Here is a 14,152-nt window from a genome sequence, read left to right as displayed (position 1 = left end):
CTCGGCAAGGCGGAGGAGGAAGCGATACCGGAGGTATCGCGCCTGACGACAACGCCGCTGAGGTCGTCCCTCGCGCCGCGTCATTCGTTGTCGTTGCCGGTGTTGGCGCTGGCGTTGCCGGAGCGCTCGCCGGCCCAGGTCCAGTTCGCGACCTCGGGGATGTCCTCGCCGTGCTCGCGGGTGTAGGCGCGGGCGCGGATGCGGGCGTCCTGCATCTCCTGGCGGAGACCGGCGGCGCGGGCGCCGAGGCCGGGGGTCCGGTCGATGACGTCGATCACCAGCGAGTAGCGGTCGAGGTCGTTGAGCATCACCATGTCGAAGGGAGTGGTGGTGGTGCCGTTCTCCTTGTACCCGCGCACGTGCAGGTTGCCGTGGCCGGTCCGCTTGTAGGTCAGGCGGTGGATGAGCCACGGATAGCCGTGGTAGGCGAACACGATCGGGCGGTCGGGAGTGAAGATGGCGTCGAACTCGCGGTCGGAGAGGCCGTGCGGGTGCTCCGACTCCGACATCAGGCGCATCAGATCGACCACGTTGACCGTGCGGATCGCGAGGTCCGGCAGCGTCTCGCGGAGGATGCTCACCGCCGCGAGGGTCTCGAGGGTCGGCACGTCGCCCGCGCAGGCGAGCACGACGTCCGGGGACTCGCCCTGCCGCTCGCTGCTCGCCCACTCCAGGATGCCGAGGCCCCGCGTGCAGTGCGCGACCGCCTCCGCCATCGTGAGCCACTGGGGCGAGGGCTGCTTGCCGGCGACGACCACGTTGACGTAGTCCACGCTCCGGAGGCAGTGGTCGTAGGTCGAGAGGAGCGTGTTCGCGTCGAAGGGCAGGTAGACGCGCACGACCTCGGGCTTCTTGTTGACGACGTGGTCGATGAAGCCCGGGTCCTGGTGGCTGAAGCCGTTGTGGTCCTGGCGCCAGACGTGGCTCGAGAGCAGGTAGTTGAGGCTCGCGATCGGGCGGCGCCACTCGATGTCGCGGGTGCCGTCCAGCCACTTCGCGTGCTGGTTGAACATCGAGTCGATGATGTGGATGAACGCCTCGTAGCAGGTGAAGAGCCCGTGGCGGCCGGTGAGCAGGTAGCCCTCCAGCCAGCCCTGGCACTGGTGCTCCGAGAGCACCTCCATGACCCGCCCGGCGCGGGCCAGGTGGTCGTCGAGGGGGCTGAGCTCGGCGTCCCACTGCTTGTCGGTGGCGGCGTAGACGGACTGCAGCCGGTTGCTCGCGACCTCGTCCGGCCCGAAGAGGCGGAAGTTGGTCGGGTTGGCGCGGATGACGTCGGCGAGCCATTCGCCGAGCACCTTCGTCGCCTCCGCGACGGTGCCACCCGGCTGCTCCACGACGACCTCGTAGCGGCGGAAGTCGGGCAGGTCGAGGGTCTGCCGCAGCAGCCCGCCGTTCGCGTGCGGGGTCGCGCTCATCCGCAGCTCGCCCTCGGGGGCCAGCGAGCGGACGCGGTCGACCACGCCGCCCTCCTCGGTGAAGAGCTCCTCGGGCCGGTAGGAGCGGAGCCAGTCCTCGAGGAGCCGGGTGTGCGCCTCCGTGTCGCGCGCGTTGGGCAGCGGGACCTGGTGCGAGCGGTAGGTGCCCTCCACCTGGACGCCGTCGATCTCGGTCGGACAGGTCCAGCCCTTCGGGGTCTTCAGCACGATCATCGGCCAGGCCGGGCGTGAGAGGTCGCCGGCGGCGGCGCGCTCCTTGATCGCCGCGATGCGGTCGAGCACCGTGTCCAGGACGTCGGCGAACCGCTCGTGCACGCGCATCGGGTCCTCGCCGTCGAAGCCGCCCTCGACGAGGAACGGCTCGTGGCCGTACCCGCGGAGGAGGCTGTCGAGCTCCTCCTGCGGGATGCGGGCGAGGACGGTCGGGTTCGCGATCTTCCAGCCGTTGAGGTGCAGGATCGGCAGGACGACGCCGTCGGTGAGCGGGTTCACGAACTTGTTGGAGTGCCAGCTGGTGGCGAGCGGGCCGGTCTCAGCCTCGCCGTCGCCGACGACCGCCGCGACCAGGAGGTCCGGGTTGTCGAAGGCCGCTCCGTACGCGTGGCTCAGCGCGTAGCCGAGCTCTCCGCCCTCGTGGATGCTGCCCGGAGTCTCGGGGGCGGCGTGGCTGGGGATGCCCCCGGGGAAGCTGAACTGGCGGAAGAGGCGGCGCAGCCCCTCCTCCGACTCGTCGATGTGGGAGTAGATCTCGCTGTAGGTGCCGTCGAGGTAGGCGTTGGCGACCATGCCCGGTCCGCCGTGGCCGGGACCGGTGATGTAGAGGGTCGGCTGGCGGCGCTCGCGGATCGCGCGGTTCAGGTGCGCGTAGATCAGGTTGAGGCCGGGGGTGGTGCCCCAGTGGCCGAGCAGGCGGGGCTTGATGTCCTCCCGGCTCAGCGGGGTCTTCAGGAGCGGGTTCGCGAGCAGGTAGATCTGCCCGACCGCGAGGTAGTTCGCGGCGCGCCACCAGGCGTCGACGGTGTCGAGAGTGTCCTGCGTCAGCTCGGCGTCGGCGGGTCGGGCGATCCAGCTGTGCTCGGGGACGGGCAGGAGGGACGGAGCGGGGGAGTCGGCCATGTGCCCACGCTGGCATCCGGACGCCCGGGGCGGAAGGGCCTTGCAAGCCCGGCTCCGGAGGGGGTCAGGCGCGCGGCGTCGCCCGGCGGAGGACCAGCGACCCGACCGCCGTCAGGAGCGCGGCGGGGACGAGGAGCAGAGCGGCGGCTCCGGCGGTGCCCGCGCTCTCGAGGACGTCCGCCACGACCGGCCGGCCCCCGGCGAGAGCGACGACGACGACCACCGCGAGTGCCGCCGCTCCGAGGGCGAGGAGGAAGGCCGTCACTCCGCGCTCCCGCCAGCGGAGGAAGACCGCTCCCGCTGCTCCCCCGAGGGCGAAGGCGGCGAGGAGCGAGCAGAGCAGGACGACGAAGCGCTCGTGCCACGGACCGTCGAGGGGGGAGGCGAGGAAGAGCGCGCCACCCAGCCACCAGCCCCCGGTCGCCTCCTCGAGCACCCCGAGGGCCACGACGATCGCGGACCAGAGCACGGACAGTGCCGCGAAGGCGAGGGCGCTGCCGAGGACGTGGTCGCGCCGGGTCGCTCCGTAGCTCAGCGCCAGCCCGAAGGTGGCGGTCGTGGCCTGGATGGAGCCGATGAAGAGGAAGACGACGATCAGCATCCCCGGCCCCACGAGCAGGATGCCCGAGTCGCCGCCGCCCCGCTCGGCCCCGATCCCGCGGAGGACGAGCCACCAGATCACGAGGTTGCCGGCGAGGACGGCGAGCAGGACGAGCAGCGGCCAGCCGAGGACCGTCCCGGGGTGGGCGAGGTGGAGCCTCAGGACGGAGAGGATCCTCCGCGGGGAGGCGGAGCGGCGGGCGGGGGCGGTCATGGTCGGTCCTCTCGGATCGGTGGCGGTGGTGTCAGCTGCTGCGCGGGGTGGCGCGGCGGAGGATCGCCCAGCCCGCGACTCCGGCGATCGCGGTCGGGATGAGCGAGAGGGCGTAGCCGCCCGCGTATCCGACGCTGCCGAAGAAGGAGCCGACGGCGGGCCAGTTCTCGGTGAGGGTGAGGAGGGTGATCACGGCCAGCAGGAGGGCGCCGAGGATCCCGAAGAAGAGCAGCATCCCGCGCTGGCGCCAGCGCACGTAGACCGCCGCCGTCGCCGCTCCGATGAAGAAGAAGAAGAGCAGGGCGCAGAGCACCGCGACGGCCTGCTCGCCCACGGAGTCCCCGCCGAAGTAGATCGAGCGGAAGAAGCTGCCGCCGAAGCCCCAGCCGTCGGTCGCGCGCTCCACGATCCCGAGGACCACGAAGACGCCGGTGTAGAAGACCGAGAGGGCGACGAAGGTGAGGGCCGTGCCGAGGGAGAAGTCGCGGCGGGTGGCACCGTAGCCGAGGGCGAGGCCGAAGGTGACGTTCACCGACTGGACGGCCACGACCATCATGTAGACGAAGAGGAAGAAGGACGCGCCGGAGTAGGCCATCCCCTCCTGCGCCTCGAGGCGCTCGCCGGAGTCGAGCCCGCGGAGGATCAGCCACCAGACGACCAGGTTGCCCGCCAGGATGACGGCCGTGATGATCAGCGGCGTGTAGAGGATCGTGGCGGGGTTCGCGAAGTGCAGGCGGACGATGCTGCCGAGGCGGCCGACGGCGGTGTCGTGGCGCGTGTGGGCGCCGGTGAGGGCGGTCATTCCGAGGCCTTCCCGGTGGTGAGCTGGACGACGAGCTGCTGGAGGGGGACGGACTCGAGCTCGAGCCCGTGGCGGGCGGCGGAGGCGCGGCCGGCGTCGTCGAGGCGGGGGAGCGTGGCAGAGGCGCGGCTGCCGAGAGCGGAGCGGGCGATGACCTCGCGGCCGGCGGTGAACGACTCGACGGCCTGCCGGGGTCCGATGACCGTTGCCGCAGCACCCCGCAGCTCCTCCGCGTCACTGTCGACGACGAGGCGGCCCTGATCGATGACGAGGACGTGCTCGAGCAGGCTGCTGACCTCGTCGATGAGGTGGGTGGAGAGGACGACCGTGCGCGGGTGCTCGGCGAAGTCCTGGAGGAGGCGGTCGTAGAACAGCTGCCGGGCGACGGCGTCCAGCCCCAGGTACGGCTCGTCGAAGAACGTGAGCGGGGCGCGGGAGGCGAGACCGACGATCACTCCGATCGCCGAGAGCTGTCCGCGGGAGAGCTTCTTGATCTTGCGGTCGACCGGGAGGCGGAAGTCCTCGACGAGCTCGCGGGCGAACGCCTCGTCCCAGCCGTCGAAGAACCAGGGAGCGCTGCGCAGGACGTGCTTCACCTTGAAGTCGTCCGGGTACTTCTGGCTCTCCTTGATGAAGCAGGTGCGGGAGAGGACGGCGGCGTTCTCCACAGGCGACTGCCCGAAGACGCGGATCTCGCCCGAACTGGCGAACTCCTGGCCGGTGAGCAGCGACATCAGCGTCGTCTTGCCCGCGCCGTTGCGGCCGAGGAGGCCGTGGATGCGGTTCTCCTCCAGCGCGAAGCCGATGCCGTCGACGGCGCGCATGCGTCCGTAGTGCTTGGTGAGGTCGTGGACCTCGATGACCGCGCTCATCGCGATCCCCCTTCTGTGATCATGTCGGCGAGCTGCTCGGTGCTGAGGCCGAGCTTGGCGGCCTCGGCGAGCAGCGGAGCGACGAACTGGTCGCGGAACTGCGTGCGGCGCTTCTCGACCAGCCGGTCGCGCGCCCCCTCGGCGACGAACATGCCGATCCCCCTCTTCTTGTAGAGCACCCCGTCGTCGACGAGCAGGTTCACGCCCTTGCCGGCGGTGGCCGGATTGATGCGGTGGAACGCGGCGAACTCGTTGGTCGACGGGACCTGCGACTCCTCCGGCAGCGCGCCGTCGATGATGTCGTTCTCGATCTGCTCGGCGATCTGCAGGAAGAGCGGGCGGGAGTCGTCCACGCGGGCTCCTTCGGTGCTGGGTTAGGTGGTTGGTTGGTATTGTAGCTAACCATGGAGGCGGGAGGCCTTCGTGTCAAGAGGGGTGTGCCGCGCAGTCGCCGCGACGAGGGCCGTGGCGTGCTTCGCTGGCCTTGTGGTGGGGCCCTGTCGTCGCTTCGCGGGGGGGCGGGGCACGGCGGGTACACTGGCTCGGCCAGCCTCTGTAGCTCAATGGAAGAGCGACTCCGTCCTAAGGAGCAGGTTGGGGGTTCGAGTCCCTCCAGGGGCACCACGATCCGCAATCGGGATCAGTCCATCGGACGACCGCCGCTTTCGCTCCGTCTGACGCCAGCGTCCGCCCCCCGCCCAGCACTCCGAGCTCTGCTCGTCGAGGCGACGACGGTCCGAGCCCTCGATGGTCCTGCCCGGGTGGGGACTCCTCGGCGGCAGGGACGCACGACCGAGGAGCTCCGTCGCGCGTTCTCGGCCGTCCTCGTCCTGAGCCTCTCCATCCAGCGGGACCCGTTCGCGGACAGACGGCGCGCGGGTTTCAGTGCGCTGCTCGCGATAGCCGGTCGCATGGCGGCCGTCCGCAGGCGGTGACCGGCGGAATCCGAGACCCCCTTCTCGGCGGGATGTGGCGGGCCGTCTTCCGCCCGCGGTACGTGCGCGAGCTCCTCGATCAGGCGGGGAGCACGGATACGCTCTCGAAGCGTCGCCCGAGGTTCCGACCGCTCACGGTCTTCTGAGGGCGTCCCGCGGGCCTTCGTTCAGGCTGCCTCGACATGATCGAGGCTGGTACTCGACGGAAGGTTCTCTGTGAGCATGTTCAAGCGCGTTCTCGGCATGGCGTCGAAGGCGCTCGATTCGAAGAGCGGCTCGGGGTCGTCCTCGAGCGGGACGACCGATTGGCGCGACCTGGTGCGCACCGCCGCCGACAAGGTGACGGGCGACTCGCGGAGCGGGCAGGCTCAGCCGCCCCAGCAGTACGGCTCGCCGCAGCGCCCCTCCGCGCGACCCCAGGACGCCCGGCCCGGGCAGCAGCCTGTGGTCACGCAGGAGGACCGCGCGGCGATCGCGCGCTACGACTACCTCCTCCGCACCGCCGACCCGGAGCAGCTCGAGCAGGTCCACCGCGACGCGTTCGCGAAGCTGACGCCGGCGCAGCGCACCCAGGTCGAGGCCCGGCTCCGCGACGAGCTGCCCGCGAACGAGCAGCCGCGGTCCTCCGCCCCCGACGACCTGGCGCGTGCGGCGACGCGGGGAGAGGCGAACAACCCGGGATTCCTCAAGAAGATGTTCTCGAAGCCGGGGACGCGCGGTACGCTCGCGGGCGCGGGCGTCGGAGCGGCGGCGGGCATCGGGCTCGGCGCGGCGGGCGGACTGCTCGCGGCGGTCGCAGGCGGTGCCGTGATCAGCAGCGTCGCCGGTCCTCTGCTCGCGCAGGCGTCCGGTCTCGGCGTGGACTTCGAGAACCTGGCCGGCGGATTCGGGGACCTGGGTGACTTCGGCGACATCACGGGCGGCGCGGGCGAGTTCGTCTCCGGCGCGGGCGAGCACGTGTCCGGGCTGGGGGAGCAGGTGTCCGAGTTCGGCTCGGACTTCCAGCTGCCGGGTCTCGGCGACCTCGGGAACCTCTTCGACCGCTAGGCGGTCCCGGCCGGAGCGCTCCGGCGGCGGAGGAACGGCGACGCGATCGCGAGCGCCGCTCCGACGACGAGCAGGACGGCGCCCACGATCGCGACGGCGGTCGTCGACCAGTCGGGGAGGTCGACGACCGTCGTGCCGTTGAGGAGCTTCCATTCACAGGCTGCGCCGAGCGGCCACCACGACCAGAAGCCGCGGACGAGCTCTCCCGCTTCGGGCGGGACACCGCCGAGGCTGACGCTGCAGACGTAGTCGAAGCCCTGACGGTCGATGTTCGCGTACTGCAGAGGCACGAGTGCGAGCGCGGCCAGGCCGGCGACGGCGAGGACGAGGCCGGCGATCAGGGCGAGACGGGCGGCCGTGAGGCGCTTCTTCACCGGTGTCGAGGCGGGGGCGGGCGGCGTCTCGGTCATCATCCGATGGTGTCATGAGCGCGGAAGGGCCGGGCGGGGGTGCGCAACTACGGCTGAGACGCGTGCATCGGTCTGATTCAGCGCTTCGCGAGAAAGTCAGCATCCGGTGCGCAAGAGTCGCCGGTGTGCTGGCGCGATCGGATGCCGTCACCAGCGTCCGCCGACCGCCCGCAGCGCGACGGCCAGCATCCCGGCCAGCGCCACCAGGACGGTCGCGATGACGAAGATCCCGGACGAGTAGCCCTCGACCATCAGCGGCAGCACTGCTCCGAGGACGGTCCCGACCTGCGTCACGGCCGTGTATGCGCTGGCGCCCGCGCCGACTCCGCCCCTGCTCGTTCGACCGAGCAGGACCAGGCCGGTGCTCTGAAAGCCGACGCCCACAACGGCGTAGAGCACCTGGGCCAGCAGCAGCACCGGATAGGTGGTCGCGAGGAGCAGGAGCGAGAACGATCCGACCCCGAAGAGGGCGATCACGACGAGGGTGACGGCGCTGCCGCGGGCCGCGCTGAGCCGACCGAGCAGAGGCAGCGCGGCCAACTCCAGTAGAGCCGATATCAGGAACAAAGGAGGCACCTCGGCAGGGCGGAGCCCGGACGAGACAGCGAACAGCGGCAGATAGATCCCCCGAAGGGTGTCGGCCGACTTGAGAAGCGCCACGAGGACAAGCGCAGCGAAGAACGCTCCGCTTCTCGCTCGAGGCGTTCCGACTTCTCCGCCATCGTGCTCGCGCGGGAACGCGCGTCCAGCGAATGGTCTGCAGGTCGCACCGATCATCGTGATGCCGCCGAACACGGAGGCGATCAAGAGAGGATCGAGCCCGAGCGCGGACACGGCCGAGTAGATGACGAGGCCGAGGATGTATCCGCCGACCGTCATCAGCCGAAGACGCGTGACCGCGGCGACCTGTTCGTCGTCACTCAGCTGCGCGGCGACGCGGCCGAAGATCTGCGGGACGATCGTGCTGACGAGGAGCAGGAGAACGCCGCTCAGCATGACGAGCACGAATGTACCTGCGGTCGCGCGGAGTGCAAGGAGGGCGACCGGGACGGCTGCGCAGGTCAGGACCAATGCGCTGCGCGGGTACCCGTGATGGCGAACTGTAGGGACGAGCAGGGTGTTGTAGACGATGGCGGCGGCCGCGTTGACGAGAAAGAACACGGCGATCTCGCCCTTTGAGTGACCGGCCGAGTCGAGGGAGACGGGAACGGCTACGCTCGTGAGGCCTCCGATGGTCGCGTTGCTCAGCAGGGTCAGGGCGACGGATTGTGGGACGCGAGCGCCAGACAGTGGTTCCTCCTTAGTCGCTGACCGGTCTAGTTGGCGCGGGCGGACGAAGGTGGATCCTCGATGTCGCCCGGCTCGTTGCGATCCGAAACTGATGCGCGCCACTGAATATCTCTCACCTAAAAGCCGTCCGACCCTATCCCCGCTGATTGAAATGCCGCGGCGAGACCGCGCCCCAGCAACAGGTCCTTCCCGCACCTCCGGGCCGTGGCCAGAAGATGCTCACCCCACACTGCAGCCAGGGGCGCCATCGCATCGCTCAGGTACACCATGTCGAATTCGCGTTCGGTGAAACCGCATCGGATCCCGATCGCGTTGAGATTGACCGGTCGCCGTGCAGTCGACCAGCCGCTCGGATGTTCGGACGCAATGGGAAAACCCGGCCCGAGCGCGACGACGGACCGTGAATGAGCTACTTCAGACATCAGTCCGACGAAAAGCATCGATGTGTCGTTCGGATGCTGACGAAGGATCTGCAGGTCAGCTCGGCTGTTCGTTGAATCTCGAGCCCACCTCGCGACGCGCTCCCACTCGGGCTGCTCCAATTGCGCCAGGGGCCTGTTGCAGATGAAGAACTCGATTTCCATATCGACACATCGATCGGCCCACTGTTCCAGGTTAGCTCGATTGCTTCTTGCTTGTTCGGCTGTATTTTCGGAGATGCTCGGCAGTTCTACGCCCCACGCGTCCTCTATCCAGTGAAGAGAAAGGCCCATCCGGCATAGCCTGTAGCCGAACTCCACATCTTCGACTCCATAAGTTGAGAAGCGCTCGTCGAAACCGCCCGCGGAGAAGAAATCCGATCGCGCCACTGCAATGTTCCGTCCCCAGTAGAAACGCCAGGGGACCGCCAGCGGAACCCGCCGGACATCGACATCCAACCACTTGTCCGATCTGTAATCAGCGTAGCCGGGCCGCGTAGCCATCTCCATGTGTCTTGTGCGCCAGTCCGGGCCGCTGACAAGAGAACGGAATGCATGGGCATCTTCGCCAGAGAAGTCCCAGCCGTAGGTCGGCCCTGCTGTACTGCGTTTACCGACTTCCACGTTCGCCGCATGGGACTGAATCAGGTTCTCGCCCGCGAGAGTGCCGCAATCGAGGAAGATCAGTGTTCTGCCCCGAGATGCTCGCGCGCCGAGATTCCTTACCGCGCTCAGGCGGAACCCGTCGTCTCGTTGGCGAGTGTATGAGATGTCAATCGCGTGTTCGAAGGCCTTGACGACCGCAACGGTATCGCTCGAAGAGCCGTCGTCTGCGACGATGACCTCATAGGTGAACGACGCCTCTTGTTGCGCTAATGTCGTCAGAGTTCTTCTCAACTCGTCAGGGCGGTCATAGGTCGGAACGACGACTGAAACCTCCGGAGAAACACCGTCTGCTTTCTGCGGGAAGATCAACGGTCCTGACATGCCTTCATCCTTTCTCGCGTACCTGGAGGCATCGCAGAGCCGGCCCTCATTGTACGTTGCGGACTGCACTCCGCGATGTCGCGGTAAAGGAGTGATCGCTTCACGTCAGTTCGCTTGTGACTTCTCAATTCGATGTGCGAGACCGTAGCAGGCTGTGCCCTTCGGCGACCAGAGTGTGGCGCGCGTGGCACCCCTCGGGTCGTGAACACCAAGCGCACGCGCAGACGTGGCGCCAAGGCTCGCCCGCTGTCCAGCTCTCACAGAGCCAGGCGCGGCGAGTGTCATTTCGTGCCAGTCGTCGGCGTGGATGGCTGTGGGATATATGTTCATCATCACATCGAACCGACGAAGACCCACACGAAGAGGTGCGGAGTGATTTATCTCGATTCTGCGGCCACGTCTTTTCCCAAGGAGCATCATGTAGTGGACGCCATGAAATCCTATGCTGAACGTGGAACAAGCCCAGGCAGGTCGGGGCACCGGCTATCCGCTTGGGCTGAGGGCCAAGTCTGGGCAGCTCGTGAGTCGCTAGCAGATCTGGTCAAATGCATCGATCCGGAGCGGGTGACCTTCTCGCTGAATGCAACGATGTCTCTCAATGCGGTTGTGCACCACCTGGGCTCGATCGGGGGCCGCGTCCTGACGTCCGCTTTCGAACACAATTCAGTGGTTCGGCCACTTCATGCAGCGGCGCAGGAGGGTTCGGTCAGGCATGAGATCATTCCGCCCTCGACCAGCGGACCGTTCGATCTCGATCGACTGCAGGAGCAACTGCTTGCCGGCGGAGTCGCCGGGGTCATTGTCACCTGGGCCTCCAACGTCTCCGGTTCAGTGCTTCCGATCCGTGAAATCTCTGAAATCTGCAGAGAGGCCGGTGTTTTCATCGCCGTGGATGGGGCGCAGGCGCTTGGGGACCTTGATGTCGACGCGGGTCTTGCGGACGTGCTGGTGTTCGCTGGGCACAAGGGTTTGGGGGGACCTTTGGGTGTTGGTGGCGCTGTTGTCGGAGAAGGTGTCCGGTTGTCGCCTTTCGTCACCGGCGGATCGGGTGGACGTTCTGAAAGTCGGGATCATCCCTGCTGGCTGCCCTGGTCGCAAGAGGCGGGAACACAGAATGGGATCGGAATCGCCGGGTTAGGCGCGGCTCTGAGGCTGTTGGACGGGGCCGAGATCGCCAGAAGGCGGCGTCGAGCAACCGATTTGCGAGAACGATTCGTTACTGGTCTCAGTGGTGGTGGCGCGGTCACCCTCATCGAATCGCCCAGCGCCGAAGAACCTGTCGGAGTGGTGTCGTTCCGGATGAACCGTGTGACCCCGAGTGTTGCTGCTTCGCTCCTCGAAGAACGCTTCGACATTCTCGTTCGCGCCGGACTGCATTGCTCTCCTCTGGCCCACGAGACTCTCGGCACAGGCGATGGCGGGACTGTCCGGGTGAGTTTCGGGCCGAGAACTACGACAAATGAGGTCGATCTAGCACTTGCCGCAGTCCAGTCCATCTCATCGAGTTCGAGCGAAAGGAAATGATGAAGAATTTCGGTCACCTGGGACCCCGAATGCGTCTTCTGCAGGTCGAATCCGCGTCGAGTGTGGGAGGAAGACGGACTCGCGGTCTGTTCTGATCCAGCTCCCCTTCGGCAGGGTCACCTCCTCATCTACACAACCGAGCACTATCCATCGGCCGCAGACATGGATGCGCAGGCGGCAGAGCGGCTCGACGCATTGGAGGCCGACCTCGGTAAGCGCATCTGTGCAGAGTTCGGGGACTACGTTCTGTTCGAGCACGGGCGTACCGGTCACTGTCTTCGAAGTCGTCCTGGAGAGCGCCTCTGTCATCACATGCACGTCCACATGATCCCCGGCGCCCTAGACCTGCGGGGCTATGCAGGAATAGCGCAAGAGATCGAGATCTCATCATGGCGAGACGTCCTAGCCCTTGGTAGCGATGTCGATGGCTACGTTGTCATCGGCAATGCGCACGAAAAGGTCGTCGCGCCATTGACGCGCTCTCTTCCTCCGCATCACCTGCGTACGGTGATCGCGCGAGCGAACGCAACTCCAGATCTCGCCGACTGGGAACTCGCTCTCGCGGGAGAAGAGGTGGGCCTGGTCGCCGCTGCATCGCATTCGACTGTCGTCGCGCTCGTTGAGAATTTTCGGTTTGCGAGGGCGACATGAAGCGCCCCGTTGTACTGCATGTCTCGTGGGGAAGGGGGAACGGCCACGTCACGCGCCTGGTAGCCATAGGTCGGGCTTTTCACTCCGCGGGTTGGGACTGTGTTCTACTCGGTCGGCAGAATGCGGTGCACGATCGATTGGTCTCGAAGGCGGGAATCTTCACGACAGCCTATTACCGCGAAGGTGTCGCAGACATCGACCCATGGGCAGAATGGGGAGATCCTGGCGTGTTCGATAAAGCAGTCGTTGCTGACGTCGCTGTGCTCCAGCGGTTCAGGCCGGACCGGGTGATCAATGATAACCGATTGTCGATGATCGTAGCTTGCGCTTCGCTCTCCATCCCGATCGTCACGCTATGCCAAGACAATCAGCTCGTCGGCTACCGCTATCAGGGCGAGGGAGTGTCCGAGATCTGGACCGGACCGCTCATGGCGGTCAACGAGGCTCTTGGGCGGCGAGGGCTTCCCCTGGTCGATCGAGATGTTCGAGAACTGTTCGAACGCGGGCTGATCGCAATACCGAGTGCGCCGAGTCTTGACGTAATGGAGAGCCGCGTCGGTATGAGAGAAGTGGTTTTCACTGGCGTTCTCGGACCGGTCAAAGCGGGTCTGCATGGATCCGGGTTGCTGTTCTATCGGACGGTAGGAGGAATCGACTCGGAGTTCCTGCACGCTTTCGAGAACTGGGAAGGAGAAATCTATGTGGCGACCGGAGACCAGGCGTCAGCGGATTCGTATCGACATGTCCCGGACGCCGTCCACGTCGCGGCTCTCTGGGATCTCGAAGAAGTGTTTCCGGAGCTGGCTGCCGTCGTGCATCACGGAGGACATGGAATCGCGACGACGTGCGTGGCATCAGGGGTGCCAGCCGTCATTCTTCCAGGTCACAATCCGGAGAGGCGTTCGAACGGGTATCGGGTGGAGTTGTCGGGGTGGGGGAAGGTGCTCGGTCCACTTTCAGCGGAGGGTACTCGATGGGGCCCGGCCGTCGATGTGACCGGAGACCGTCCTCCGTGGAGCGATGTCCGTGGTGCAGTCGACGCTCTCCGGGCCCCCGACGTCGACGCGGGCGGGTCCGTCGCGTCAGCATCAGAGCTCGTCCGGCTGCTGACATGACGAGGGAGAAGCTCGTCCGAGACGGTGTACCGGCACTGCTCCGGGGTCTCGGTGTCGACGCGCGCTTCAGATCCGTCGATGCCGGCGAGCGGCGGGCCTGGCTCCTGGCGAAGCTGAAGGAGGAATGCGACGAGGTCCTGGCTGCCCCGTCCGTCGAAGAGCTGGCGGACGTCGCGGAAGTCCTGCATGCGCTCGCGTCGGAGCTCGGAGTGGCCTGGAGCGAGGTCGAAGCGGTGCGCGAGAGGAAAGGAGCGGACCGCGGAGTGTTCGACGCCGGAGTCGTGATGCGACTCTCCGAGTAGCACTCTGCTCGCGCGGCGGCGTCGTACCCTCGTCTGCATGGGGTTCGTCTTCTCGCTGCTGATCATCGTCCTGACCGTGCTCGCGCTGGTCGACGTCGTACGGCAGCCGGACAACATCATCAAGAACCTGCCCAAGATCGTGTGGATCCTGCTGATCTTCTTCCTCCCGCTCATCGGCGTCTCGCTGTGGTTCCTGCTCGGGCACGACTGGAAGCGCGGCGACGGCGGATCCTTCGTGCCGGGCGGCCGAGTGCCCCGCCGCCGGAAGCAGGCGCCGCCGCCGATGGTGGTGCGGCCCGCTCCGAAGAGCACCGAGGAGCAGCTCGCCGACCTCGAGCGCGAGGAGGCGCACTACGCGCGGCTCGCCGAGGAGCAGCGTCGCCGCCGCGAGGGTGAGCGGCCGCTCGACGCGTGAGCGGCCGCTCCGGA

The 14,152-nt window shown here is 67.2% G+C and carries 14 protein-coding genes and 1 tRNA gene; 7 read left to right on the top strand and 8 right to left on the bottom strand.

The features are described from left to right. Positions 1-80 precede the first annotated feature (80 nt). From C5C29_RS02080 to C5C29_RS02060, 5 genes are all read right to left on the bottom strand, one after another. Positions 81-2,555 carry a phosphoketolase gene (locus C5C29_RS02080; protein WP_104224609.1) on the bottom strand — a complete coding sequence of 825 codons (2,475 nt, stop codon included), beginning with the start codon at positions 2,553-2,555 and terminating at the stop codon, positions 81-83. A gap of 64 nt (positions 2,556-2,619) precedes the next feature. After that, positions 2,620-3,369 (bottom strand): hypothetical protein, encoded by a 750-nt coding sequence (locus C5C29_RS02075; RefSeq protein ID WP_104224610.1) that lies wholly within the window; start codon positions 3,367-3,369, stop codon positions 2,620-2,622. 31 nt (positions 3,370-3,400) lie between these two features. Beyond that, the gene (locus C5C29_RS02070) at positions 3,401-4,171 is read right to left on the bottom strand and encodes an ABC transporter permease (protein WP_104224611.1); all 771 of its coding nucleotides are present in this window, start codon (positions 4,169-4,171) and stop codon (positions 3,401-3,403) included. Then, positions 4,168-5,043, bottom strand: a complete 876-nt coding sequence (locus C5C29_RS02065; RefSeq protein WP_104224612.1) for an ABC transporter ATP-binding protein — start codon at positions 5,041-5,043, stop codon at positions 4,168-4,170. The genes C5C29_RS02070 and C5C29_RS02065 overlap by 4 nt, the downstream gene beginning before the upstream one ends. Beyond that, positions 5,040-5,396 carry a GntR family transcriptional regulator gene (locus C5C29_RS02060; protein WP_104224613.1) on the bottom strand — a complete coding sequence of 119 codons (357 nt, stop codon included), beginning with the start codon at positions 5,394-5,396 and terminating at the stop codon, positions 5,040-5,042. Before C5C29_RS02060 ends, C5C29_RS02065 begins: the two co-directional genes overlap by 4 nt. A 196-nt stretch (positions 5,397-5,592) precedes the next feature. Here C5C29_RS02060 and C5C29_RS02055 point away from each other — a divergent pair. Next, positions 5,593-5,667, top strand: a tRNA-Arg gene (locus tag C5C29_RS02055). Positions 5,668-6,200: 533 nt separating this feature from the next. Further along, a complete protein-coding gene (locus tag C5C29_RS02050) occupies positions 6,201-7,025 on the top strand; it encodes a hypothetical protein (protein ID WP_258062356.1) in 825 nt (274 codons plus the stop codon). Here the strand turns inward: C5C29_RS02050 and C5C29_RS16960 are convergent. The 3 genes from C5C29_RS16960 to C5C29_RS02035 all read right to left on the bottom strand — a co-directional run bounded on the left by C5C29_RS16960 (position 7,022) and on the right by C5C29_RS02035 (position 10,131). Further along, positions 7,022-7,435: a hypothetical protein gene (locus C5C29_RS16960; protein WP_104339898.1), complete on the bottom strand. Its 414-nt coding sequence runs from the start codon at positions 7,433-7,435 to the stop codon at positions 7,022-7,024. The genes C5C29_RS02050 and C5C29_RS16960 overlap by 4 nt on opposite strands. 147 nt (positions 7,436-7,582) lie before the next feature. Then, positions 7,583-8,827 carry a hypothetical protein gene (locus C5C29_RS02040; protein WP_146083449.1) on the bottom strand — a complete coding sequence of 415 codons (1,245 nt, stop codon included), beginning with the start codon at positions 8,825-8,827 and terminating at the stop codon, positions 7,583-7,585. A 14-nt stretch (positions 8,828-8,841) separates the two neighbouring features. Next, positions 8,842-10,131, bottom strand: coding sequence for a glycosyltransferase (locus tag C5C29_RS02035; protein ID WP_104224617.1), 1,290 nt, complete (start codon positions 10,129-10,131; stop codon positions 8,842-8,844). Between the two features lie 372 nt (positions 10,132-10,503). Here C5C29_RS02035 and C5C29_RS02030 point away from each other — a divergent pair, with 372 nt between their 5' ends. From C5C29_RS02030 to C5C29_RS02010, 5 genes are all read left to right on the top strand, one after another. Continuing rightward, entirely contained in the window at positions 10,504-11,655 is a 1,152-nt protein-coding gene (locus tag C5C29_RS02030) for an aminotransferase class V-fold PLP-dependent enzyme (protein WP_181074980.1), read from the top strand. Between the two features lie 162 nt (positions 11,656-11,817). Next, positions 11,818-12,306 carry a hypothetical protein gene (locus tag C5C29_RS16770; protein ID WP_146082278.1) on the top strand — a complete coding sequence of 163 codons (489 nt, stop codon included), beginning with the start codon at positions 11,818-11,820 and terminating at the stop codon, positions 12,304-12,306. 125 nt (positions 12,307-12,431) lie between these two features. Further along, positions 12,432-13,421, top strand: a complete 990-nt coding sequence (locus C5C29_RS16765; RefSeq protein WP_146082279.1) for a glycosyltransferase — start codon at positions 12,432-12,434, stop codon at positions 13,419-13,421. Further along, on the top strand, positions 13,418-13,723 hold the full coding sequence (locus C5C29_RS02015; RefSeq protein WP_104224621.1) for a nucleoside triphosphate pyrophosphohydrolase: 306 nt from the start codon (positions 13,418-13,420) through the stop codon (positions 13,721-13,723). Before C5C29_RS16765 ends, C5C29_RS02015 begins: the two co-directional genes overlap by 4 nt. Before the next feature lie 37 nt (positions 13,724-13,760). Beyond that, on the top strand, positions 13,761-14,138 hold the full coding sequence (locus C5C29_RS02010; protein ID WP_104224622.1) for a PLD nuclease N-terminal domain-containing protein: 378 nt from the start codon (positions 13,761-13,763) through the stop codon (positions 14,136-14,138). The last annotated feature ends 14 nt before the right edge of the window (positions 14,139-14,152 follow it).

It is taken from the genome of Rathayibacter sp. AY1H2 (assembly GCF_002931985.1).
In the GTDB taxonomy this organism is placed as follows: domain Bacteria; phylum Actinomycetota; class Actinomycetes; order Actinomycetales; family Microbacteriaceae; genus Rathayibacter.
The sequence above is the reverse complement of the archived record's forward strand: the minus strand, read 5'-3'. Positions and strand labels throughout refer to the sequence as shown.